The 23,773-nt window shown below is 57.2% G+C and carries 18 protein-coding genes and 2 tRNA genes; 5 read left to right on the top strand and 15 right to left on the bottom strand.

Features of this window, described 5'->3' with window-relative positions:
* Positions 1–3 precede the first annotated feature (3 nt).
* Complete coding sequence (bamC, locus tag QHL1GM_RS09010; protein ID WP_071694176.1) at positions 4–987, bottom strand: outer membrane protein assembly factor BamC; 984 nt, start codon at positions 985–987, stop codon at positions 4–6.
* A 76-nt stretch (positions 988–1,063) separates the two neighbouring features.
* Complete coding sequence (gene dapA / locus QHL1GM_RS09015) at positions 1,064–1,948, bottom strand: 4-hydroxy-tetrahydrodipicolinate synthase (protein ID WP_071694177.1); 885 nt, start codon at positions 1,946–1,948, stop codon at positions 1,064–1,066.
* Between the two features lie 302 nt (positions 1,949–2,250).
* Between dapA and QHL1GM_RS09020 the strand changes: the two genes are divergently transcribed.
* Positions 2,251–2,727, top strand: coding sequence for a peroxiredoxin (locus QHL1GM_RS09020; protein WP_071694178.1), 477 nt, complete (start codon positions 2,251–2,253; stop codon positions 2,725–2,727).
* 67 nt (positions 2,728–2,794) lie between these two features.
* On the opposite strand, the gene QHL1GM_RS09025 is transcribed toward QHL1GM_RS09020, so the two are convergent.
* Positions 2,795–3,904: an AI-2E family transporter gene (locus QHL1GM_RS09025; RefSeq protein WP_071694179.1), complete on the bottom strand. Its 1,110-nt coding sequence runs from the start codon at positions 3,902–3,904 to the stop codon at positions 2,795–2,797.
* Complete coding sequence (locus QHL1GM_RS09030; RefSeq protein WP_071694180.1) at positions 3,901–4,164, bottom strand: sulfurtransferase TusA family protein; 264 nt, start codon at positions 4,162–4,164, stop codon at positions 3,901–3,903. Before QHL1GM_RS09030 ends, QHL1GM_RS09025 begins: the two co-directional genes overlap by 4 nt.
* Before the next feature lie 200 nt (positions 4,165–4,364).
* Here QHL1GM_RS09030 and QHL1GM_RS09035 point away from each other — a divergent pair, with 200 nt between their 5' ends.
* A complete protein-coding gene (locus tag QHL1GM_RS09035) occupies positions 4,365–5,828 on the top strand; it encodes a M48 family metalloprotease (protein WP_071694181.1) in 1,464 nt (487 codons plus the stop codon).
* Between the two features lie 143 nt (positions 5,829–5,971).
* On the opposite strand, the gene nadA is transcribed toward QHL1GM_RS09035, so the two are convergent.
* The 8 genes from nadA to purL all read right to left on the bottom strand — a co-directional run bounded on the left by nadA (position 5,972) and on the right by purL (position 16,173).
* Positions 5,972–7,000: a quinolinate synthase NadA gene (nadA, locus tag QHL1GM_RS09040; RefSeq protein WP_071694182.1), complete on the bottom strand. Its 1,029-nt coding sequence runs from the start codon at positions 6,998–7,000 to the stop codon at positions 5,972–5,974.
* A gap of 269 nt (positions 7,001–7,269) precedes the next feature.
* Positions 7,270–7,345 (bottom strand) — tRNA-Lys (locus QHL1GM_RS09045).
* A 96-nt stretch (positions 7,346–7,441) separates the two neighbouring features.
* Positions 7,442–7,517: transfer RNA gene (locus QHL1GM_RS09050), tRNA-Lys, on the bottom strand.
* A gap of 144 nt (positions 7,518–7,661) precedes the next feature.
* Positions 7,662–8,537 carry a 23S rRNA pseudouridine(2605) synthase RluB gene (gene rluB / locus QHL1GM_RS09055; protein WP_071694183.1) on the bottom strand — a complete coding sequence of 292 codons (876 nt, stop codon included), beginning with the start codon at positions 8,535–8,537 and terminating at the stop codon, positions 7,662–7,664.
* Positions 8,524–9,360 carry an SMC-Scp complex subunit ScpB gene (gene scpB, locus QHL1GM_RS09060; RefSeq protein ID WP_071694184.1) on the bottom strand — a complete coding sequence of 279 codons (837 nt, stop codon included), beginning with the start codon at positions 9,358–9,360 and terminating at the stop codon, positions 8,524–8,526. The genes rluB and scpB overlap by 14 nt, the downstream gene beginning before the upstream one ends.
* Positions 9,357–10,307: a ScpA family protein gene (locus QHL1GM_RS09065; protein WP_071695955.1), complete on the bottom strand. Its 951-nt coding sequence runs from the start codon at positions 10,305–10,307 to the stop codon at positions 9,357–9,359. Before QHL1GM_RS09065 ends, scpB begins: the two co-directional genes overlap by 4 nt.
* Positions 10,308–10,407: 100 nt before the next feature.
* Positions 10,408–12,219, bottom strand: coding sequence for a DEAD/DEAH box helicase (locus QHL1GM_RS09070; protein WP_071694185.1), 1,812 nt, complete (start codon positions 12,217–12,219; stop codon positions 10,408–10,410).
* A gap of 3 nt (positions 12,220–12,222) precedes the next feature.
* Positions 12,223–16,173 (bottom strand): phosphoribosylformylglycinamidine synthase, encoded by a 3,951-nt coding sequence (gene purL / locus QHL1GM_RS09075; RefSeq protein ID WP_071694186.1) that lies wholly within the window; start codon positions 16,171–16,173, stop codon positions 12,223–12,225.
* A gap of 208 nt (positions 16,174–16,381) precedes the next feature.
* Between purL and mltF the strand changes: the two genes are divergently transcribed.
* A complete protein-coding gene (mltF, locus tag QHL1GM_RS09080; RefSeq protein ID WP_071694187.1) occupies positions 16,382–17,845 on the top strand; it encodes a membrane-bound lytic murein transglycosylase MltF in 1,464 nt (487 codons plus the stop codon).
* A gap of 63 nt (positions 17,846–17,908) precedes the next feature.
* On the opposite strand, the gene tadA is transcribed toward mltF, so the two are convergent.
* On the bottom strand, positions 17,909–18,343 hold the full coding sequence (tadA, locus tag QHL1GM_RS09085; protein WP_254795278.1) for a tRNA adenosine(34) deaminase TadA: 435 nt from the start codon (positions 18,341–18,343) through the stop codon (positions 17,909–17,911).
* Positions 18,344–18,478: 135 nt separating this feature from the next.
* On the opposite strand from tadA, the gene QHL1GM_RS09090 reads away from it, so the two are divergent.
* On the top strand, positions 18,479–19,297 hold the full coding sequence (locus QHL1GM_RS09090; protein ID WP_071694188.1) for an acyl-CoA thioesterase II: 819 nt from the start codon (positions 18,479–18,481) through the stop codon (positions 19,295–19,297).
* Between the two features lie 67 nt (positions 19,298–19,364).
* Here QHL1GM_RS09090 and QHL1GM_RS09095 read toward each other — a convergent pair whose 3' ends face one another.
* Together QHL1GM_RS09095 and rpmE are read right to left on the bottom strand one after the other, a co-directional pair.
* On the bottom strand, positions 19,365–20,636 hold the full coding sequence (locus QHL1GM_RS09095; protein ID WP_071694189.1) for a malic enzyme-like NAD(P)-binding protein: 1,272 nt from the start codon (positions 20,634–20,636) through the stop codon (positions 19,365–19,367).
* 342 nt (positions 20,637–20,978) lie between these two features.
* Positions 20,979–21,194 (bottom strand): 50S ribosomal protein L31, encoded by a 216-nt coding sequence (gene rpmE, locus QHL1GM_RS09100; protein ID WP_071694190.1) that lies wholly within the window; start codon positions 21,192–21,194, stop codon positions 20,979–20,981.
* 256 nt (positions 21,195–21,450) lie between these two features.
* On the opposite strand from rpmE, the gene QHL1GM_RS09105 reads away from it, so the two are divergent.
* Positions 21,451–23,649: a primosomal protein N' gene (locus tag QHL1GM_RS09105; RefSeq protein ID WP_071694191.1), complete on the top strand. Its 2,199-nt coding sequence runs from the start codon at positions 21,451–21,453 to the stop codon at positions 23,647–23,649.
* Positions 23,650–23,773 lie beyond the last annotated feature (124 nt).

The raw sequence follows: 23,773 nt of genomic DNA on the forward strand, positions 1-23,773 counted from the left end.
AAATTAACGTAAATAGCCGGAGACACGCTCAAGCAACTCGCGCTGATCATCGGCGCTGAATGCCCGTTCGCTGGCATTGATGGCACGCAGAATCGTCTGGTCGCCGTCAGGCTGTAGGGCAAGGCGGATCTCTTGAGACATCTTGCGAACATCAGCGCTGAACACGATTTGTAGCGGGTTGCGGTTGCGCTCGGTTTCCGTCATGTACTCAACCATAAACTCGTGACTGGCGGGGTCGGCAGCTAACAAATCACGCTGACCTTCCTGGGCAAAATCCAGCTCAAGATAGTGGTTCAACTCGGCCCACACACGGTCAATTGGCTGCGGGATAACCACTTCCCACTCGTCGCCCTGCTCGCGAATTTGCAGCGTTTGCTCATCGGTAAGGCGCTGAGCCGTCCAGGAAGAGGAGGCGCTGACGGATGCACTGCGCGAACTTAGGTGGCTCTCCAGCGCATCCAGGCAGCTAGTCATGGTTTGCCCACCGCGTTCGCAGCGAACTTCGCTACTGCCTGCGCGCAGCGCACTTTGCAGCTGTATGTCTGCCTGGGAGGTAATGATAACACCCTGGGAAGCGCTGCTCTCCTGCACCGCTAACTGACGGCTACGCACGAACTCTTCCAACTGCGGCCACACCGTACCGGTATCGGCGGCCACCACTAGCCAGGTGTTGTCGCCCACTTCGCGGCGCTCAACGTACTCTGGCTCCAGGCCACTACCCATTGCCAGTGACTGCGGAGGGCGAATTTCTGCCGCTTCGTCAAGCCGCGCGCCTTGGGTGGCGGCTTGAGGAACCGGCAGCGCATCTCCGTAGCGTTGGGTATTGCGGGTCTCTGGCAGCACCAGAGGCGGTGCCGGAGCGGCCTCGGTGTAGTCCAGGTTGCGGTCGTGGTAAAAACCATCCCGCGCACAACCAGAGAGCGCGACAGCCGCTGCGAGTGCCAGCGGCACCCATTTAAGCACACGTATTTCAAGCACAGAGCTCATCAAGCCACCTTAAGTCAACAAATCAAGTACCCAGCTCACGGCAAGTGAGCTGGGTAGCAAAGGGTATTGCGCCGGGTTACTCCTCTACGACGCCCGCCAGTTGCAGCGCTTCACTAACCGTCGCGTGGTACTTTTCCGACAGCCAAGTTAGCGGCAACCGAATCCCCGCGTCCGCGTAACCCATACGATTCAACGCCCACTTCACCGGGATAGGGTTCGACTCTATGCCCAGATTGGTGTGCAGCGGCATCAAGCGCGTATTGATCTGGTGCGCCTTATCGGCATCACCGGCCACGGCTGCCGTGCAGAGCTCATGCATCGCCCGAGGTGCAACGTTGGCGGTTACTGAGATATCCCCATGGCCACCCATCAGCATAAAATCACAGGCGGTCGCATCGTCACCGGAGTAGAGCATAAAGCCACTGCCTTTTAGGCGAGTAATTAGATCTTCCGCACGCTCTAGGTTCCCCGTGGCGTCTTTTAAACCGATAATATTATCTACTTCGGCCAGACGTAAGACGGTTTCGTTGTAAATATCCGAGCAAGTGCGACCAGGCACATTGTAAAGAATGACCGGCAGGTCGCTGGCCTCGGCGGTGGCCTTAAAGTGCTGAAACAAGCCTTCCTGAGTAGGCTTGTTGTAGTAAGGCGCAACCGTTAGGCAATAATCGGCACCGACCTCTTTAGCGTAACGGGTCAGCTCTACTGCTTCGGTGGTGTTGTTCGAACCAGTACCGGCAATGACGGGAATACGGCCATTAACCTCTTCTACGACGCTGCGAATGACATCGAAGTGTTCGGCGAAGGACATGGTAGTCGGTTCGCCCGTGGTGCCAGCGGCCACAATGGCATCGGTGCCATTTTCGAGATGGAAGTTCACCAGACGGCGAAGCGCCTCCCAGTCGATGTCGCCATTGACCTTCATAGGCGTCGCCAGGGCGACAATGCTGCCTGTGATCATCCGTTTATTCCTCACCAGCCAAATTGTGATATCAACTATCTAGGTTTTTAAATACTAAGTTTACATCGAAGCCGAGCGCGATCAGGCTATTTTGCGCTAAACGCCTGCATCTCGCAGAGGCCAAATGGTACTCAGGCGATTCGAGCCTGTACAGCGTAAAGCGCTGTGAGTTTGTCGTCACCCGGTTTTGGGCTTTGACAACGGCCCTTGGCTTACGTGTAATCGTGCATAGCTCTTCACATTAGCTATTCACATTAGCGCTTCACCTCAACGCCCATCTTAACCCCCAATGAGGACGCTTCATGCCTGTTGAAATTGGTCAATCCGTTGCTGACTTCTCTGCCACTGCCACTGGTGATACCACCGTGACGCTGTCGGAGCTACGCGGCAAACAAGTGGTCATTTACTTCTACCCCAAAGCCAGCACGCCCGGCTGCACCACCGAGGGCGGAGACTTTCGTGACCGCAAACCCGCCTTCGACGCTGCAAATACGGTGATTCTCGGCGTTTCTCGCGATGGCCTGCGCGCCCAGGAGAATTTTAAGGCCAAGCAGGATTTCAATTTCGATCTTATTTCAGACAAAGACGAAAATGTCTGCACTCTATTCGACGTTATCAAGCTCAAGAAAATGTACGGCAAGGAGCACCTGGGCATCGAACGCAGCACCTTCTTGATTGATAAGCAGGGCAAGCTAGCCAACGAGTGGCGCGGCGTTAAAGTACCTGGCCACGCGGAAGAAGTGCTTGCTGCGGCTGAAAAACTTAACGCCTCCAGCTAGTTTTCCCAAACTTTCTCTCCGCTAACCCCATTACCCGTGCCCATCCATCACGGGTAATGGGTGAACCTTACTCGGCCTCCTGGGCCGCCGGGGCTTGCAGCCCTCTCCGTTCATCACGTCCATGCATGCTACGCGGCCAGGCGTAAATCAGCGCCTTCAGCAGCGTTGCCAAGGGAATTGCAAAGAAGATCCCCCAGAAGCCCCAAACCCCACCGAAGAACAGTACCGCCACAATAATCGAAACCGGGTGAATATTATTGGTCTCAGAGAACAATACCGGTGCCAATACGTTGCCATCCAGCGCTTGAATCACGCCATAAGCCACCAGCACATAGACAAAATCTTCGCTAAGGCCAAAATAGAACCCCGCCACCGCAGCGACAGGCAGCGTAGCCACTGCAGCACCGATATAAGGCACTAACACTGAAAGACCTACCAATACCGCCAATAACGCCGTATATGGCAAGCCAAAGAACGCAAAGGTAAAGAACGCCACTGTACCCACGATGATAATTTCAATAAATTTACCGCGGATATAGTTGGCAATTTGATCGTCCATCTCACGCCAAATACGCGAGAGCAGCGTACGTTTTTGGGGCAGCAGCGAAAGTATAAAACCGACCAGTACGTCGCGGTCCTTAAGCATAAAGAACACCAGAATCGGCACCAGCACCAAATAGATAATCAGCGACATAATATTGCCTAGCGAGGCCAGCGAGAGTGTTAAGGCGCGCTGGCCTAACTGGCTAATCTCGCGGCTTGCTACGCCTATCCAGCTCTGCATCTGATCCGGTGTAATAATATTCGGATAGCGCGTCTGCAACTCATCCAGCCATCCCTGGCCACTAGCGAACATGCGGGGCGTCTCTTGAACCAGCCCCACTAACTGATTCCAGATCAACGGCATCAGAATAAACGCCAGGGTGAGCAACACACTGATGAAGGCTAAAAAGACCAGGATGACCGCCAGCAGATGCGGTAGCCCCCGCCGGGTAAGCGCACCCACTACGCCCTGGAGCAAAAACGCGATCACGAGTGCGGTAAAAAATGGCGCCAGCATCCGTCCAAACCAAATAATCGCTGCAAAGCCTGCCACCAGCACTACCAGCAGTATGAGCGCCTCTTCGTCAGAGAAGTAGCGCTCAACCCAGCTTTTTAGAATCGTGCGCAGGGTCATGAGTGCGCATCCCCAGCTTTTCTAATCCAGTAAACATAAACGTCGTCGCGCTGTTCACGACCTTCCAGCGTATGCGCACTCTGGTCGGTAAACGACGCCATATCCCGCCACGAACCCGCATCTGTTGAGCGTACTTCCAGTAACTGACCAGCCGCCAAGCCTGCGAGGGCCTGTTTGGCCTTTAACAAAGGTAACGGGCAATGCAGCCCACAGGCGTCAAGCACCGTATCGGGTTGAAAGCCCCCGGTTTGCTCAGACATACTCACTCCCTCAAAATGACCTGCCTATTCACGGCATAGATTTATAAATCTTGTTGCATATACATTGTTTAATAAACGCTTCGGCATAAACTGTCTTTTTAACGATTGATTTCACTAGGCTGTCGATTTAACGGCACTTCCCAGCCTTTATCAATGTCACACAATCACCGCTGTGCTTAATCATCACTTAAGAGGATGCCATGCCGACCCTTCGTACCGCTTACCCAGGCTGGATATGTGCATTCGCTTGTGCCTTTGGCAGCCTACTCTTTAGTCCGCAAAGTGCGGCTATCAACGATTACGGTTTGCCAAGTTTAGGGGCGGCGTCTACCTCCGTCAGCAATGAAGAGTATCGTTTGGGCCGCGCCTGGCTGCGCCAGTTTCGTGCCCAAGCCCCCCAGTGGCAAGACCCCATTACCAATGATTATTTGCAAAGCCTGATTGCCCGGCTGGCTCCGCACAGCGATATTAACGGTCTGCGTACGATCACCGTGATGGTCGATAATGCTTCACTGAACGCCTTTGCCGTCCCTGGCGGGGTGGTAGGGATCAATTCAGGACTATTCGCGTTTGCCGAAGATGAAGGTGCCTTTGTCTCGGTATTAGCTCACGAACTGGGCCACCTCTCTCAACGCCACTATGCCCGAGGCAGCGCCCGCGCGGCTCAGACCCAGCTGCCCGCCATGGCGGCCATGCTGGCGGGCATGCTGATTGCCGCCAGTGGCGGCGGCGACGCTGGCATGGCGGCCGCTATGGGCTCACAGGCGGCGCTGATTCAGGATCAGCTCAGCTACTCACGGCTGTTTGAGCAGGAAGCCGACAATATCGGCCTGCAGGCCATGGCCGATGCGGGCTACGACCCTGAAGCAATGGTGCGCATGTTCGCCGCCATGCAGCGCATGGCCCGCTTACAGGGCGACACGCCGCCGGAGTTCTTGCTCACCCACCCGGTCACCGACAATCGCTTAAGCGCCGCACAAGCTCGCGCAGCCCAACTCAATGTGGCCGATGCATACACCAGCGACACCCTCTACGACATGGTGCGCGCCCGAGCGCTGCTCAGCATTTACAACAACACGCCACAGCAAGCTGCTTCGCGCCTTGCTCAGGAAGGCGCCGAACAAGCCGCTCAGGACTACTTAACTGCACTGATCGATGCTCGCAACGGCCAAACCGATAGCGCTCTGGGGCAGCTGGATAGGCTTGCTAACGAGCATCCCGACTTTGCCATGCTGCCCGCCTCTGCGGCTAATGTCGCCCTGGAAGCGGGCCGCTACGATCAGACCATTCAGCGCAGCCAGCAATTGCTACGTTTTATGCCCAACTACCTACCTGCCCAGCTAATATTGGCCGAAGCCCAGCTCCAGCGCGACCCGCAGGCGGCCTATGACCTGCTACGCGACATCACCTCCCAAAACCCGGAAAATCCGCAGGTCTTTAACCTGCTGGCCGAAGCCGCCGGGCGCAGTGGACATGATAGCTGGGGGCATTTAGCGCGTGCAGAGCATCTTCAGCTGACCGGCCGCGTTGATAGCGGCATTCGCCAGCTCTCTATCGCCCGGGATGCCGCTGAGCGGGAAAATGACCAGCAGGCGCTGGCAAGAATCGAGCAGCGTCGCGAGGACTTTATTGAGTATCGCGAAGCCCTGGAAGATTTTAACTAAACCTATGTTCTAAACCTATGTCATTGCGAGGAGCGCAGCGACGCGGCAATCTTCACCAGTGGTGGCAGTAACACCTAGATTGTTCCACATCGTGCGCAATGACACTTCTAAGCTCGCAATGACATTCGGTTAATCTTATCTCGCTATGCGTTGAAGTTAAGCATGCGTTCAAGGGGTTTTAAGGCCTGCAGGCGCAATGCTTCATCCACCTGAATCTCACCACTCCCCTCGCGCAGCGCACCGGCTAGATTATCCAGCTCGTTCATGGCCATCCAGGGGCAGTGGGCGCAGCTACGGCAGGTAGCGCCATTGCCTGCCGTCGGCGCTTCAAACAGGGTTTTATCCGGCACCGCCTGCTGCATCTTGAAAAAGATGCCACGATCAGTGGCCACAATCAGCTTATCGTTGGGCAACTCTTTCGCCGCCTTGATCAACTGTGAGGTGGAGCCCGCCACATCCGCCAGCTTCACTACCGGCTCTGGCGACTCCGGATGCACCAGCACTGCGGCATCCGGATAGATGCGTTTCAAGTCTTCAACGCCCTTGGCCTTGAACTCTTCATGGACGATACAGGCGCCGTCCCACATCAACATATCGGCGCCGGTTTTGTTCTGGATATAGCCGCCCAAATGCTTATCGGGTGCCCAAAGAATTTTCTCGCCTTTGGCCTGCAGGTGCTCAATCACCTCTACCGCAATCGACGAAGTCACCACCCAGTCTGCCCGCGCCTTAACAGCCGCGGAGGTGTTGGCATACACCACTACGGTGCGGTCTGGGTGGGCATCACAGAAAGCGCTGAACTCATCAGCAGGACAGCCAATATCCAGCGAGCAAGTGGCTTCCAAAGTGGGCATCAGCACGCGCTTTTCAGGCGATATGATCTTGGCGGTTTCGCCCATAAAGCGGACCCCGGCGACGACCAGCGTGGTGGCGTCATGGCGAGCACCAAAACGCGCCATCTCCAGCGAGTCCGCGACACAGCCGCCGGTCTCTTCCGCCAGTTGCTGAATGGCATCAGCGGTGTAGTAGTGTGCGACCAGAACGGCGTTATGGGCTTTCAATAGCCGTTTGATCTCTTCAACCCGGGCCTGATCTTCCGCGGGAATGCGGGTCGGGCAGTAGGCTGTGGGTAGCGGAGCACTGAGCTCTGCTTGCGTATTCATAATAGTCATTGTGTCTACCACTGTGACGAACAGGGAATCCCCCTGTTAAACACTGGGTCACGGCTCACGCACGCCTTGTACGTGTGCCGCTCGTATGAGCGATGGGCCGCTGCGTCTCTCGCGATGGCCGATCACTTAAAATCTATTCTGGATAGCATTATTCTAGACTATTTTGGCGGGAAATAGCTTTTGACTGCAAACAGATTGTCACACACAAATTGCTTACCAGGCGCATAGCAAAACGCCCCTGGCAGATAAACTGCCAAGGGCGTTGAATTTGGTGGGTCGTGCAGGATTCGAACCTGCGACCAATTGATTAAAAGTCAACTGCTCTACCAACTGAGCTAACGACCCAAACTTGCTTTGCTTTTCATTTACTGGCGGTACAACACTTTAAACGTTCATCACTGAATTCAAACTAACTTAATCCAAACTGATCAGATGTTTGAATGGTGGGTCGTGCAGGATTCGAACCTGCGACCAATTGATTAAAAGTCAACTGCTCTACCAACTGAGCTAACGACCCGCCTGAACGGATGCATATCCTACGCTTACACCTCATTGATAGCAAGCGTTTTTTCGCCTTCACTCTACAACAAGCTACCCTTCGCGTGCCTGCTCGCGTCACTCAATGCTGACAGGCAAGCTTATCAGCCTAATCGCTAATAACTTAACGGGCTTTGCTTTTCGGTTTGCGCAATGCCTGTACCGGCTTACGCTTGTGCTTGTCGCGGTTCCAACGATTCTTCTCATCTGGCGTCAGCGCGGGCACTTTACGGGTTTCCAAGTTAGCCAGCGTGGCTAAGTCATCCACCTCATCCTGGGTAAGCTCGACCCACTCGCCAGCTTTTGCCCGCTTATCGAGGAAGATATTGCCGTAGCGCACGCGTTTAAGGCGGCTGACCGTCAGCGCTTGCGATTCCCAAAGACGCCGCACTTCACGGTTGCGCCCTTCCAGAATCACTACGTGGAACCAGGTGTTGATGCCTTCGCCACCAAACTCCTGTACATCGGTAAAGCGCGCTGGGCCATCTTCAAGCATGACGCCATCGACCATGGCCATGATATGCTCGCGCTTCACTTCACCCATCACGCGAACCGCATACTCGCGCTCCACCTGGGTGGAGGGGTGCATCAAACGGTTGGCCAGCTCACCATCGGTGGTAAACAGCAGCAAACCGCTGGTATTGATATCCAGGCGCCCAATCGCAATCCAACGCTCGCCTTTCAGGCGCGGCAAGCGGTCAAACACCGTGCGACGCCCTTCTGGATCTTTACGGGTGCACAGCTCGCCTTCCGGCTTGTTGTACATAATCACCCGGCGTGGCACTTCTTCTTCGGGGCGCAGTGCCACCGGACGGTCATCAAAACTGACTTTGTCCCGCGCTTCAACGCGGTCGCCCAGCTTAGCTACTTGGCTATTCACTTTAACGCGGCCGGCGGAAATCGCCGTTTCCATTTCACGACGCGAGCCAAGGCCTGCGCGGGCCAAGACTTTTTGCAGCTTTTCGCTGGTGGGGGGCGTGGTGTTATTACTCTGACTCATGGTCGTCTGACCTCACATCGGTAGTCTCCGTGCTTTCGCGCTCGTCTTGTTGGCGCTTGGCACGTGCCGCGAGCCGAGCCTGTAGGTCGGCAAAACTCAGCGGCTGGGTTAACGCCGTCTCGGCGTGCGTGTCGGCTATCTCAGCCGAGGTTATCTGTTCTTTCTGGGGTGGCGCATCCTGCACCGTTTTGATCGTTTCGTCTAGTGCTTCAGCATCTGAACCGGTGTCATTTTCTTCCTGAATGTCAGCATCCTCCGCTATCCCCGGCTCTTCAGGTAGTTCGTTCTCTTCCCAGCTTGCCAGCGTGTGCATGGGCGGCAGCGCATCGAGGGTTTTTAACCCAAAATCGTCTAAAAAGCTGCGCGTGGTGGCGTATACCGCCGGTCGGCCGGGCACATCACGATGACCGACTACGCGAATCCAGCCGCGCTCCGCCAAGGTGCGCATAATGGAACTACTCACGCTGACCCCGCGCACCTCTTCAATATCACCACGCGTAACCGGCTGCCGGTAGGCGATTAACGCCAGCGTTTCCAGCAGCGCCCGTGAATATCGCTGGGGGCGTTCATCCCACAACCGCGACACCCATTGAGAAAGCCGCGGGCGAATGCGTAGCTGATAGCCTGAGACCGTTTCCAGCAGCTCCAGCGCACCGCCGGAATGGCGATGTTGTAAACGCCCCAAGACGTCACGAAACTCCTTGCGCGAGGGGCATTCGCCCTCAACGAAAAGGGTCTCCAACCGCTCAAGGGGCAAGGGCTCGCCAGCGGCCAGCAACGCCGCTTCAATAATCTCATCTAACGCGGTGGCGGCGTTACTCATGGCGTCTCCTCGCCAGGTTCAAAAGCGGACTCGCCATAGGCATCATCTTCTATCTCGCCCTCATCAAAAGCACTCTCCTCGCCGTCAGCAAGGGCTGCGCGCCGCGCCCGCACGTGAATCGGCGACAGCGGCACATTTTGAACAATTTCAATCATGGCTTCTTTGGCTAGTTCAAGAATTGCCATAAAAGTGACCACCACACCTGCGCGCCCCTCTTCCAGCGTAAAAAGCGCTTCAAAGGGTGTATAGCGCTGATGGGCGTCATCGTGACTTAGTCGCTCCATAATTTTGAGCATACGCTCGCGGGTAGAGAGCACCTCGCGACTGATTTGGTGGGCCTGCACCAGCTCGGCGCGCTTGAGGATGTCGGAGAGCGCGCTAAGCAATTCCTCCAATTCCACCTCGGGGTGAATCACACGGGATTCCAGCGGGGGCAAACCCGCCTGCACGCTAAACCAGTCACGCCCCACGCGCGGTAGCGTATCCAGCGTCTCTGCCGCCTCTTTAAGGCGCTCGTACTCTTGCAGTCGGCGGATAAGCTCAGCGCGGGGGTCTTCTTCGTCGTCGCCCTCGACCTTCGGCGGGCGGGGCAACAAGGTGCGCGACTTGATCTCCGCCAGCATAGCGGCCATTAACAGGTACTCGCCCGCCAGCTCTATCTCCATGGCCTTCATCAGCTCCACGTACTCGATGTACTGGTGGGTAATGGTGGCTACGTTAATGGTCAGAATATCCAGATTCTGACGCCGAATCAGGTAGAGCAGTAAATCCAGCGGGCCTTCAAAGGTCTCCAGAAAGACCCTTAGCGCCTCGGGAGGAATGTATAAATCCTCTGGCATTTGCGTAATCTGCTCATTGAACAGACGCCCAAACGAAACTGCCACTGGATCAGCGGGCTCGGAATCAGACGTCTCTAAATCAACGGTAGCACTTGGCGTCTCGCTCACGCGGGTCGGCTCTCTTGAAAAGTGGAAATCGGCACCAGCGAACAGTTTAGCAAAGTCGTCAGCATTCGCGTCGCTCTGGTAGAGAGTAAGCACAAGCGTACTACCCCGCCTCCACCGCTTTGCGGTAGCGGCCAGCATAGTCAAACAGCTTGTCACGGATTTGGAAATGGCGCCCCACTTTGCGGCCTACAACAAAATCAGGATGGCGCAGGCGGCGTTGTTCGGCAACGACTTCTTCGGCGCTTAGCGGCTGCCATTTACCTCCCGGCGCGCGCAGGTGGTAGCGCAGAAAAGCGGCATAGAAAGCGCGCCGCTGGGCGGGCGTCTCCAGCGCGAACCACTCGGCCAGGTGGGTGCCATCTTCGTCATGATAGGTGACTTTTAAGCGCGGCAAACCACGGCCGTTGGTGGTCGCTTCCAGCTGCATACCGCTTACCCGCAACACCTTGGCGTCTTTCAGCTTAAGGGCATCCTTGAGCTTATCATCCGCGTCCACTAACAGCTTGTCGCAGCCGTGGCAGCGACGGGCGGCGATGTCATTCTCGGCGCCGCACTCCTCGCACACTTTAAACCGAAAACGAAAGTCACATTGATGGCGCCTCCCTTCGTCATCCTCAATCAAACCCTGGCAGCGACGGCCAAAGTGCTCAATCACTAAATCACCGTCGCGCTTACCCCAATAAAGATTGGCATGACCGCAGGCGGGGCACTCCACCTGCACCGGTTCGCTGTCGCTATCCGGCTTTGGCTCACCCACTTCCGGCGCAAAGATATCCCAGGGGTTACCGGCGTAATCCAGAATCAGGCAGTCGCTCTTACCCGGCGACAGGCGCAGCCCCCTGCCTATCATCTGTTGGTAGAGACTCACCGATTCGGTAGGCCGCAAAACAGCGATCAAGTCAACGTGAGGCGCATCGAAACCGGTGGTCAGCACTGCCACGTTCACCAGATATTTAAGCTCCCGCGCTTTAAAGGCATCAATAAGCTCAGTGCGCTCCTTTGACGGAGTTGCGCCTGTGATTAACGCGGCTTCCGACCGGGGTAAATAACCGATGATTTCTTCAGCGTGGGCCACGGTGGCGGCAAAAATCATCACGCCCTGGCGATCAACCGCACGCTCAATGATTTGCCCGATAATACACGGCGTCGCTCGGCTGCCCGCCACCACGCGATTAAGTTCTTCCTCATGGAACAGACCGCTTGATGAGGGTTTGAGCGCGGAGAAGTCGTAGCCCTCAATGGCCATATCCAGGCGCTTGGGCGCGGCGAGGTAGCCCTGCTTTACCATCAGTCGCAGCGGCTGTTCAAAGACACAGTCGCGAAAAAAACTCTCTTCACTGCCCCGCACCATGCCATGGTGGTGGCGATAATAGATAAACCCCTGCCCCAAACGGTAGGGCGTAGCGGTGAGGCCGAGTATTTTAAGCTGCGGATTGAGCTGGCGCAGGTGCTCAATCACCTGACGATAGCTGGCGTCTTCGTTGAGTGATACACGATGACTCTCGTCGATGACCAAAAGGGTAAAATTAGCGTCGTTAAAACTCGCTAGGTTACGCACCACCGACTGCACCGAGCCAAATACCACTTGGCGACTCGCCTCCTTGCGCTTTAAACCGGCGCTAAAGATGTCCGCCTCCAGCCCATACGCCTGATATTTAGCGTGGTTCTGCTCCACCAGTTCACGCACATGGGCCAGCACCAATACCCGCCCACGGGCCAAGCGCGCTAGCTCAGCTATCACCAGGGATTTACCACTGCCGGTGGGCAGCACTACCAAAGCAGGCTCGCTGGAGGTGCGAAAGTGCACCACCACGCGCTTGACCGCCTCCTGTTGGTAGGGGCGAAGTTTGGGCGTAGCCGATGAAGATAGGAAAGGCGGCCCGGAGGCCGCCTTAGGGTGTTGCTTAATCAATCTCTAACCCAACCATACGCGAGCGTTGCGGAATAGCCGCAGCCAGGCACCATCTTCCGTCCACTCCGCCGGGCGCCAGGAGTTGGTGACCGCCCGAGCAACACGCTCTGGGTGGGGCATCATAATGGTCACCCGGCCATCCGGCGTGGTCAGGCCGGTAATGCCTGCCGGCGAGCCGTTAGGGTTTGCCGGGTAGCGCGTAGTCGCCTGGCCGTAGTTATCGATATAGCGAAGGGCGATTTGGTTGCTCGACTGCATGCTGCGCAGATGAGCGCTGTCGCGGAACTCCGCCTGCCCTTCACCATGAGCCACGGCGATGGGCAGCTGAGAGCCTTCCATACCGGAGAGCAGAATCGAGGGGCTCTTTTCAACCCGAACCATGGAAACCCGCGCCTCAAACTGCTCGGATTCGTTGCGCACGAAGGTCGGCCAGTTTTCAGCGCCAGGAATTAGCGACTTCAACTGCGAGAGCATTTGGCAACCGTTACATACGCCCAGCGAAAAGCTGTCTTCACGGGCGAAGAAGGCCGCAAACTGCTCCTGGGCGCGCTTGTTAAACAGCACCGACTTGGCCCAGCCACCGCCAGCGCCGAGCACGTCGCCGTAGGAGAAGCCGCCGCAGGCCACAAGCCCTTTGAACTCATCCAACGAAACGCGCCCTTCGAGGATGTCGCTCATATGTACATCGACGGCCTCGAACCCGGCCTTATCGAAAGCCCAGGCCATCTCTACCTGGCCATTGACGCCCTGCTCACGCAGCACCGCCATGGCAGGCTTGGCGGTGTTAACGAACGGTGCGCTTATATCTTCATTGATATCAAAGGTTGGCGTGGCGGATAGCCCTGGGTCGCGGCTATCGAGCAGATTATCGAATTCGTTTTTAGCGCATTCAGGATTATCGCGCAGCGCCTGCATGCGATAACTGGTTTCTGTCCAGGTACGCTGGGTAATTTGACGAGTAGTTTCCAGCAGCGGCTCTTCAAACAGCGTAACGCGCACCTGGTCGTCGTAACGCGGGCGGGCGATAACGCCACAGGTTTCGATACCGGCCACGGCAAACTGCGCCAGCACTTCTTCAGTGTGTTCACGGTTGACCTGGATCACTGCGCCCAGCTCTTCCGAGAACAGCGCGTTCAACGCTTCTACTGGCTCATCGATCATCCAGTCGAGTTTAATCTCAAGCCCGGCGTGGGCGGCAAAGGCCATTTCCAGCAGCGTGACCAGCAGGCCGCCATCGCTGCGGTCGTGATACGCCAGCAGCTTGCCGTCGCGGTTCAGGCCTTGAATGACTTCGAAGAATGCTTTGATATCTTCCGGGTCGTCTACATCCGGGCAGTCGCTGCCTACCTGCCCATACACCTGAGCAAGTGCTGAGCCGCCCAAGCGGTTCTGACCGCTGCCCAGATCAATCAAAATCAGATCCGATTCGTCTTGATCCAGATTAATCTGCGGGGTTAGCGTCGCCAAAGCGTTGGTCACCGGGGCAAAGCCGGTCACCACTAGCGAAAGCGGCGACGTCACGCTCTTATCTTCGTATTGGCCCTGCTCGTCCTCATCTTTCCAAGCCGTACGCATCGACATCGAGTCTTTGCCCACCGGAATCGCGATACCCAGCGCCGGGCACATTTCCATACCTACGGCATAAACCGCATCGTAAAGCGCCTGGTTTTCACCTGGGTGATCCGCCGCGCTCATCCAGTTAGCAGAGAGTTTGATGTCGCTAAGTTTGGCAATCGGTGCCGCCGCCAAATTGGTGATCGCTTCGGCGACCGCCAGACGGGCGCTAGCCGCGGGGTTGATCAATGCGACCGGCGGACGCTCCCCCATGGCCATGGCTTCACCAGCATGACTATCAAAGCTTGCCGTGGTTACCGCGACATCGGCGACCGGCACCTGCCAGGGGCCGACCATTTGGTCCCGAGCCACTTGACCGGTAATCGAGCGGTCGCCAATGGTGATCAAGAAATTTTTGGAGGCGACCGTGGGCAGACGCAGCACCCGATCCAACGCTTCGCGCAGGTCGAGGTTATCGAGCATTACGCCGGACAGCTCAGGGTCGTGACGGGCAAATTCGCGCTGCATCTTGGGTGCTTTGCCGAACAGTACACTCATTGGCAAATCGACCGGCTTACTTTCAAAGTGGCCGTCGCGCACTTCAAGGTGGTGCTCTTCCAAGGCTTCGCCGACGACCGCATAGGGGCAGCGCTCACGCTTACATAGCGCATCAAAAGTATCCAAATCCTCTGGCGCGACCGCAAGCACGTAGCGCTCCTGGGCTTCGTTACACCAGATTTCCAGCGGACTCATGCCCGGCTCGGCGTTGGGCACCGCGCGCAGATCAAATCGGCCACCACGATTGCCGTCTTTGACCAGTTCCGGCAGCGCATTGGAGAGCCCACCGGCGCCCACGTCGTGGATAAAGCGGATCGGGTTGTGGTCGCCCAGTGCCCAGCAGCGATCGATCACTTCTTGGGCACGGCGTTCAATTTCGGGGTTTTCACGCTGTACCGAGGCAAAATCCAAATCGGCGCTAGAGGTGCCGGATGACATGCTGGAGGCTGCACCGCCGCCCAGACCAATCAGCATCGCCGGGCCACCCATCACAATCAGCTTGCCGCCAACGGGGATATCGCCCTTCTGAACATGGTGGGCTCGGATATTGCCGTAACCACCGGCGAGCATAATCGGCTTATGGAAGCCGCGACGCTCAATGCCGCCTTCGTTAAGCGACTCCTGCTCGTAGGTGCGGAAATAGCCAGTTAGATTGGGGCGACCAAATTCATTGTTGAACGCGGCACCGCCAATGGGGCCCTCGAGCATAATGTTAAGCGCCGATTCCATCCGCCCTGGTTTGCCGTAATCAAAGGCTTCCCAGGGCTGCACGAACTCCGGAATGCGTAGGTTGGAAACCGTAAAGCCCGAAAGGCCCGCTTTGGGCTTGCCGCCGATGCCGGTAGCGCCCTCGTCGCGGATTTCACCACCCGAGCCAGTCGCCGCCCCCGGGAAAGGGGCGATCGCGGTGGGGTGATTATGGGTTTCAACCTTCATCAGGATATGAATGGGTTCCTGATGGGTGGCGTAAAGCGCACGTTCATCGTCGGCGCCCGTCAGCGGCGTGGCAAAGAAGCGCCCGGCCTGGCTGCCCTTAATGACCGCAGCGTTGTCGCTGTAGGCCGAGAGCACGTTGTCCGGCGATGATGCAAAGGTGTTCTTGATCATCTTAAACAGCGAGTGGCTCTGGGGCTCGCCGTCGATCACCCAATCGGCGTTGAATATTTTGTGACGGCAGTGTTCAGAGTTGGCCTGAGCAAACATCATCAGCTCAACGTCGCTGGGGTTGCGCCCCAGCTCATTGAAGGCATCGACAAGATAGTCGATTTCGTCTTCTGCCAGCGCCAGCCCCAAGGCCTGGTTGGCCGTTGCCAGCGCATCCCGGCCACCCTCTAGAATATCCACACTGCCCAGCGGTGCCGGGTCGTGTTGGGCAAACAGCTTAGCGGCGTCCGAGGCATCTACCAGCACGGTTTCGGTCATCCGGTCATGCAGCAGTGCCGCCAGCGCATTCAAACCCTCTTCGTCGGGCATAGCGCTAAAGCTGACCCGGTAATCGATGCCGCGCTCGATGCGGCTAATTTGGTGCAAGCCACAGTTGTGGGCGATGTCAGTGGCTTTTGAAGACCAGGGTGACTGAGTGCCCAGGCGCGGCACCACCAAAAAGCGCTGGGCGCGCTCGGGAACCTCTACGCTCGAGTGAGTGCCGTAATCAAGTAACTGCACCAAACGTTCGCGGGCAGCGTCATCCAACTCATCTGGGCGGTCATGGGAATGAACATCAATGAAATGAACATAATGGGCAGACAGCGCTTCCACCTCGGGAATACGTTCACGCAGCACCGTTAACAGCCGAGCATGACGGAAGTCAGAAAGGGCGGGCGCGCCTCGCAGTTCGAGCATATCCTGAAGCCTCTAGAGCAGGGAAATTCGAGCAGGGAAATCACCGGGCCGCCAGGCGGCCGTGCTTTTATGGTGCCGGAAAACACAGATAATATGGTACCGGAAAACGCCTATGATACTGGAAACCAGCCGCCACACGAAATCAACAAGGTGACAGCCTGCCCCTGGCTGGGTATCGTGGCAGATTGTTTCATGCCGACAAGACGCCATGCTGACGTTGATTTGCCGACATTTTGTAGCCTGTGCTGGCGCTTTTTATGCGCTGATCGCCATTACGCTACTGACCCTCGTACCGACGCTCTCCCTGGTTCCTCCCGGCGAGCATCTTACGCAGATCACTGCAAAAGATTTTATTACCGTACACACCCGCAACACGCCCACCACTTATTACGAAGGTCGCCAAGGCCCTACCGGCTTTGAGTACGAGCTAATGCACCGCTTTGCCGACTACCTGGGGGTGAGCCTTAACCTTAACGCCCGCCATCACCCCGAGAGCGTGCTCCCGGCGGTACGCGAAAGTGGCGACCTGGGCGCGGCGGCGCTACCGCTATTACCCGCCCCCACTGGTATTCACTACACTCGGCCGATTATTCAGATGCAGCCGCTGGTAGTATACCGGCGCGGCCTGAATGGTATTAGTGAGCCGAGCGACCTAGTCGGCCTGGAGCTTGGTACGCTTAGCGAAGCGGGTACCAGCGAAGCACTGCGCGACCTGCAGCTTCGCCACCCCACACTGAGCTGGAAAGAGTCCCACGAGCTGGAGGTCGCCGAACTGCTGGCCCGGGTTGAGGACGGCACGCTGGACGCTGCGGTTATTTTTGAACATCAGTTTCGTTTAAACCGGTTGTTTTTCCCCAACGTTGAGCGCGGTTTTATCCTTGGCGACCCGCTCTCCATGGTGTGGGCGGTGCCCAGCGACCGCGGCTTGGGGTTACTGGAAGCCGCCAATCGCTTCCTCCAAGACCTTCAGGAAAGCGGCATACTGGATCGGCTAGTCAGCCGTTACTTTGGCCATGACGACTATTTGGAGTATGTAGGCACCCGTACCTTCCTTGATCACCTGGATGCGCGTTTACCCCGCTACACGGAGCTATTCCAGCAGTCCGCCCGAGAAACGGGGTTTGATTGGAAGCTACTCGCTGCCGTGGGCTACCAGGAGTCGCACTGGGATCCAGATGCTGTATCGCCAACTGGGGTGCGAGGTCTGATGATGCTGACCAACCCCACTGCGGGTGAAATGGGTATCGCTGACCGTACCGACCCCGCACAGAGTATTGATGGCGGCTCCCGCTATTTACGCAGTATTAAAGACCGCCTACCGGAAAGCATTACCGGTGATGACCGCTTGTTTATGGCCATGGCGGCCTACAACGTAGGCCTTGGGCATTTATACGACGCTCGCAAGATTGCTGAAATGCGCGGCGGCGACCCTGATAGCTGGGCAGATGTGCGCGCTGCGCTACCGTTGCTGCAGCAGCGGGAGTGGCATAGCCAGACGCGTCACGGCTATGCGCGCGGTGGAGAGCCGGTAATATACGTACGCAATATCCGCCGCTACTACGAAATGATTGAGTATGTTGAGCGCAGCCGCCAGCAGTTTTTCCAACTAGAACAAACGGCTGTCAACGATGACCCACTGCTATTGTTCGAGCTTGTACCGCCGCTTAATTAAAAGCCTCCTGCCACCTACCACTTCACTGACCCGTTACCCGCCTGCGGATAACTACTCACTTGGCTACTCTCGACGCGCGGCAAAAAAGCTCTTTAGCAGTTTTTGCGAGGCTGGCGCCAACACTCCCCCGGTCACCAATATCTGATGGTTAAACCACGGCTGCGCCAACAGGTTAGCTTTAGATTCGACCATGCCAGCCCTGGGTTCGGCGGCGCCATACACCAGCCGCGCTAGGCGGGCATGGATCATCGCGCCTGAGCACATCATGCACGGCTCTAAGGTGACAAACAGCGTGCAGCCCTCAAGGCGATAATTTCCCTGGTGCTGGCCCGCCTCGCGCAGAGCACGAACTTCCGCGTGGCCGCTAGGGTCGCAGCTCGCCACCGGGGCGTTGCAGCCGACGCCAATAATTTCTCCCTGCGCATCGACAACCACCGCCCCTACAGGCACCTCGCCCGCAGCAGCGGCCAGGTGGGCTTGGTCAAGTGCCCGATGCATGTAAAATTCATCGCTGCGCATAAACGTAAACTCCGCTAAGGTAGCTAAACGATCGTATGAAAGGGTTGCCCGCTGCTGTGGCAGCTCGCTTTTCACCGACAGCATCTTATAGAGACAGCCGCAAGGATACCGAGAATGACAGACGCGCTGAACAAACTGGTAGCGTTACTGGAGCTAGAAACGCTGGAAGAGACGCTATTTCGTGGCCAGAGCCAGGATCTAGGCTTTCCCCAGCTCTATGGTGGCCAGGTACTCGGCCAGGCGCTTGCGGCAGCCGCGCGCACCGTACCCGACGAGCGCCGCCCGCACTCTCAGCATGGCTACTTCCTGCGCCCCGGTGACCCACATCGCCCCGTTGTCTATCAGGTGGATACCATTCGCGACGGCGGCAGCTTCACCACCCGACGCGTCACCGCTATTCAAAAAGGCCGACCGATCTTCTTCTGCAGCGCCTCCTTTCAAAGCGAAGAGATGAGCTTTAGCCATCAGCGTGCCATGCCGGATGTGCCGACACCCGAAGCGTTAATCGAGAGCGGCGAGGCCAAGCACGACCGCTTTCCCGGTCACCCGATTGAGTTTGTGCATCTACCCGGCAACCCCGATAACGGCACACCCGCTGGCCAATGTTTATGGTTTCGTCTTTCCGGTACGCTGCCAGACGACCCAGCATTACACCGCCACTTGCTCTCTTACGCCTCGGATTTCAACCTGCTGACCACCAGCCTGATTCCCCACGGCATTGAGTACCGAGACCCTAAGCTGCGCATCGCCAGCCTTGACCATGCCCTGTGGCTCCACCAGGACACCCGCCTGGACGACTGGCTGCTATACGTTATCGACTCACCCTGGGTAGGCGGCGCTCGCGGGCTGGCACGGGGGCATATTTATAGCCGCGATGGCCGCTTAGTGGCCTCCACCGCTCAAGAAGGGCTAACGCGCTATTCACAAGACTAACTAGGCAGTCTCTCAAAACACTTACGCCCGCGAGTAGCGGGCGTAAGTCAGTGAATAAGCTAGGAGCTTAGCCGCCGTAGACGTCGTTAATTGACTGCAGCGGGTAGTGCGCCGGGAAAGGCTTACGCGCGACACCGGAATCAACCGCGGCTTGCGCCACCGCCGAAGAGACCCTTGCCAGCAGGCGAATATCGACCGGCGTGGGAATGATGTACTCGCGGCCAAAACTCATCTCGGTGCGTTCGTAGGCGTTCAGCACCTCCTGGGGCACGGGCTCGCGGGCCAGGTCTTTTAGTGCGTGAACCGCGGCCAGCTTCATCTCTTCATTAATGCGGGTGGCACGAACATCCAAAGCGCCGCGGAAGATAAACGGGAAGCCCAGCACATTGTTGACCTGATTGGGGAAGTCAGAACGGCCAGTCGCCATGATCACATCCGGACGCACTTCGCGAGCAACGTCAGGGTGAATTTCCGGATCCGGGTTGGTGCATGCAAAAATCACCGGATCAGGCGCCATTTTCTTCACCTGATTAGCGGAGAGGAGCCCAGGCCCTGATAGGCCGATAAAGACGTCAGCGTTGTCGATAGCATCGTCTAAGGTGCGCATCTCAGTATCGCGGGCGAACTCGGCTTTATATTCGTTAATGCCTTCGCGGTCGGTGTGAATAACGCCACGCCGATCCAGCATCACCAGGTTATCTTTACTAGCACCACATGAGATCAGCAGCCGCATGCAGGCAATCGCCGCTGCACCTGCGCCCATGCAAACGATCTTAACGTTTTCAATTTTTTTGCCAGCGATATCCAAGGCATTAAGCATGCCTGCCGCCGTCACAATTGCGGTGCCGTGCTGGTCATCGTGGAAGACCGGGATGCTGCAGCGCTCAATCAGCGCTTTCTCAATTTCAAAACACTCCGGCGCCTTGATGTCTTCAAGGTTGATGCCGCCCCAGGTATCGGCAATGCGCGCGACGGTATCGATAAACGCCTGCGGGTTCTCCGCATCCACTTCGATATCCACAGAGTTAATGCCAGCAAAGCACTTGAACAGCACGCCTTTACCTTCCATTACTGGCTTGCTGGCCAGTGGGCCCAGATTACCCAACCCCAGGATAGCGCTGCCATCGGTAATCACGGCTACCAGATTGCCCTTGCCGGTATAGCGGTAGGCATTTTCCGCATCCCTGGCAATTTCAAGTACTGGCTCAGCCACGCCAGGACTATACGCCAGCGCCAAATCCCGTGCAGTTGCGGTGGGTTTGGTCAACTCCACCGAAAGCTTACCGGGAATCGGTTTCGCGTGATAATCCAAAGCAGCCTGCTTATTTGCATCCGTCATGGTCAGAGTCCAGTTAACATAAAGTAGATAAGTCGTTTCAGAATATAGAAAAAACCATAGCGCCTCAAGCACGCCGTCAACTTACAACAAAACGCTCGTTTAACTGAATTTTCCCTTCACATTCGTCACTTTTAGCCACCATTTGCAGAAACTTATGCAAACATCGTTCACCCATAACGCTTTGCTTATTGCTGCAACGCAAAATTTATGGAAAATTTTTCCACATAAAACTAATACAGCAAGCATATCCAGATAACAAAAAACCCACGCCGGGGCGTGGGTTTTGCGGGAGCCTAGCCTGATAAGAACAGGCCTGCTGCCGATATGGCTATCCGACTAGGATTAGCCGCGCTTAACAGCAGCGCCGAAACGCTTGTTGAAGCGCTCTACGCGGCCACCAGTGGTCGCTTGCTTCTGCTTACCGGTGTAGAACGGGTGGCAGTTGGAGCACACGTCCAAAGAGAAGTCCTGACCAGAGGTCGAACCTACTTGGAAAGTGGCGCCGCAAGAACAGTTGGCGGTGACCGTGTTGTAATTCGGGTGAATACCTTGTCTCATTTCGAGCCTCACGAAGCTATATGCCGCCACCTGATCTAATGCCAGGCACCGCATAAGGGTTTGGAAAAAACGACTAACCGGTTAGCCGCTCTGTCGTTACGATAGGTCTTTACAAATAGATCGATAAAGATCGTTAGGATTCAGAGCGGTCGCATATTCTAGCAAAACTAACGCCGGAGGCCAATTGGCTGACTCTTTTTCTTCACAGGCATCTTCGCAAAGACAGTCTCAAAGACCTTCTCAAGCTTTTAATCAGGTGCTTAAGGTCGCCCTGCCTTCGCCGCTGCGCCGCCTGTTCGACTACTTGCCGTCCAGGGAAGCGCCCTCCTGCGGCTGGCTGCCGGGACTGCGAGTGCGGGTGCCCTTTGGGCGTCGCGAAGTCGTTGGCGTGGTCGTCGAATTAGCCGACCACAGCGACCTTCCGCGCAGCCAACTGCGTAGTATCAGTGAAGCGCTGGATGATGCCCCGCTGCCGGAGGATTGGCTGTGGCTATGCCGCTTTGCCGCTCGTTATTATCAGCACAGTCTAGGCGACACCTTGCACCACGCCATGCCTGCACGGCTACGCCAGGGGCACCCCATGGCGGGTCGTACCCAGACGCTCTGGCTTGCCCAAGGCGAAGGCGCAGAAGACATACTCAGCCGAGCGCCCAAGCAAGCCGAGCTATATGCGCTGCTGCGCCAACATCCTCATGGGCTGCCCGGCCGCGCGGTTAGCGCCCACGGTTTTGCCCGCGACCAGCTGTTAGCGCTGGAGAAGAAAGGCCTGGCATCCAGCCAGGAACACATCCTCACGGCCCCAACGCCCCCCAGCGGCAACTTACTGGCAACGCCAGCTCTGCCGCTTAACCGCGAACAGGCGACGGCGCTGGCCGCACTGCATGAGAAGCTCGATGGCTACCACCCCTGCTTGCTCGAAGGTGTCACCGGCAGCGGCAAAACGGAAGTCTATCTGCAGCTTATTGAAGCCGTCGCCGCCAAGGGCAAGCAGTCGCTGGTACTGGTGCCGGAAATTGGCTTAACCCCACAGACGCTTGCCCGCTTTAGAAGCCGCTTTCGGGTGCCCGTGGTGGCGCTGCATTCGGGTCTTACCGATCCAGAACGGTTAGATGTATGGGAAGCCGCCGCCAGCGGTCGGGCGCTGATCATTATTGGCACTCGTTCGGCGATTTTCACCCCGCTGGCCAACCCCGGCGCGATTATTGTCGATGAAGAGCACGACGGTTCCTACAAACAGCACGACGGCTTGCGCTACCACGCCCGCGATTTAGCCGTGGCCCGGGCCCACTACCATAAAATTCCGCTGCTGATGGGCAGTGCCACACCCTCCTTGGAGAGCCTGCACCAGGCGCTTAGCGGCGCTTACCGCCATCTGCGCCTGACCCAGCGCCCCAGCCAGCACCCGCCAGCCAAGCTGGAGCTGATTGATCTACGCCACCAGCGCCGCCAGGGGGGCCTGTTACCCGGTGCCATCAAGGCGATTAAAAGCACCTTGAGCGCTGGCAAGCAGGTGCTGATTTTTATCAACCGGCGCGGCTTTGCCCCGACTCTTGCCTGCCACGCCTGCGGCTGGATGGCCGAGTGTGGCCAGTGCGACGCACGCATGACGCTACACCGCCAGCCTCCCCTACTGGCTTGCCACCACTGCGATAGCCGCCGCGCCCTGCCGGACGCTTGCCCCGATTGCGGCAGCGGCGACCTGCGCGCCTTGGGCAGTGGCACGGAGCGCACCGAAGAGACGTTGCAAACGCTGTTCCCGAAAACCACTATCCACCGCATCGACCGGGATAGCACCCGGCGGAAGGATAGTTTCGAACAGGTACTCAAAGAGATTCAGCGCGGCGAACCCTGCGTCTTGGTCGGCACTCAAATGCTCGCCAAAGGGCACCACCTGCCCCACGTCACACTTGTGGTGGTCGTCAATGCCGACGGCGGCCTCTACGCCGCTGATTTTCGCGCCCTAGAGCACAGCGCCCAACTGCTTGAACAGGTGGCGGGCCGTGCCGGTCGCGCCGCCCACCCAGGCCGAGTGCTGGTGCAAACACTGCACCCCGACGACCCTCACTTGGGCCAATTGGCTGAACATGGCTACGGGGCCCTCGCGCGCAATATGCTGGAAGAAAGACGCATTTCTCAGCTGCCGCCGTTCTGTTTTATGGCGCTGCTACGCATTGAAAGCCCAAAAGAGGAGGCAGCTTTGGCCATGGCGCAACAGGCTGCCCAGGCCCTGCGCCAATGGCTAAAAGAGTCCGGCGTAGCCACCCGCTGCTTGGGACCGGTACCCGCACCGATGGAAAGACGCCAGAACCGCTACCATTTACACGTTATGCTGGCAGCCGATAAACGCAGCCAACTACACCCGGCCGTTAGCTGGCTGGTGCAGTGGCTGGAAGCCAATCGCGAAGCACGCAAGGTACGCTGGTCGATTGATATCGACCCACAAACTCTCGCTTAGCGCTTATCTCTTGGCACTTGTTTAGCAACACGCCTTTGAAACTGCGGCTCAATTGCCGATAATAGCCGCCTTACCGACGCAACTTTACTGCTGCGCATTAGCACACGCCGCCACAGACGTAACC

The sequence above is a fragment of the Halomonas sp. QHL1 genome (assembly GCF_001882345.1).
GTDB lineage: Bacteria > Pseudomonadota > Gammaproteobacteria > Pseudomonadales > Halomonadaceae > Vreelandella.

Excerpts from the sequence above, each read along its gene's own strand:
- bamC (WP_071694176.1), bottom strand. The coding sequence starts at position 987 with ATGAGCTCTGTGCTTGAAATACGTGTGCTTAAATGGGTGCCGCTGGCA.
- QHL1GM_RS09030 (WP_071694180.1), bottom strand. The coding sequence starts at position 4,164 with ATGTCTGAGCAAACCGGGGGCTTTCAACCCGATACGGTGCTTGACGCC.
- scpB (WP_071694184.1), bottom strand. The coding sequence starts at position 9,360 with ATGAGTAACGCCGCCACCGCGTTAGATGAGATTATTGAAGCGGCGTTG.
- mltF (WP_071694187.1), top strand. The coding sequence starts at position 16,382 with ATGCTGACGTTGATTTGCCGACATTTTGTAGCCTGTGCTGGCGCTTTT.
- QHL1GM_RS09020 (WP_071694178.1), top strand. The coding sequence starts at position 2,251 with ATGCCTGTTGAAATTGGTCAATCCGTTGCTGACTTCTCTGCCACTGCC.
- QHL1GM_RS09090 (WP_071694188.1), top strand. The coding sequence starts at position 18,479 with ATGACAGACGCGCTGAACAAACTGGTAGCGTTACTGGAGCTAGAAACG.
- QHL1GM_RS09035 (WP_071694181.1), top strand. The coding sequence starts at position 4,365 with ATGCCGACCCTTCGTACCGCTTACCCAGGCTGGATATGTGCATTCGCT.
- nadA (WP_071694182.1), bottom strand. The coding sequence starts at position 7,000 with ATGACTATTATGAATACGCAAGCAGAGCTCAGTGCTCCGCTACCCACA.
- rpmE (WP_071694190.1), bottom strand. The coding sequence starts at position 21,194 with ATGAGACAAGGTATTCACCCGAATTACAACACGGTCACCGCCAACTGT.
- dapA (WP_071694177.1), bottom strand. The coding sequence starts at position 1,948 with ATGATCACAGGCAGCATTGTCGCCCTGGCGACGCCTATGAAGGTCAAT.
- QHL1GM_RS09025 (WP_071694179.1), bottom strand. The coding sequence starts at position 3,904 with ATGACCCTGCGCACGATTCTAAAAAGCTGGGTTGAGCGCTACTTCTCT.
- tadA (WP_254795278.1), bottom strand. The coding sequence starts at position 18,343 with ATGCATCGGGCACTTGACCAAGCCCACCTGGCCGCTGCTGCGGGCGAG.
- rluB (WP_071694183.1), bottom strand. The coding sequence starts at position 8,537 with ATGAGTCAGAGTAATAACACCACGCCCCCCACCAGCGAAAAGCTGCAA.
- QHL1GM_RS09095 (WP_071694189.1), bottom strand. The coding sequence starts at position 20,636 with ATGACGGATGCAAATAAGCAGGCTGCTTTGGATTATCACGCGAAACCG.
- purL (WP_071694186.1), bottom strand. The coding sequence starts at position 16,173 with ATGCTCGAACTGCGAGGCGCGCCCGCCCTTTCTGACTTCCGTCATGCT.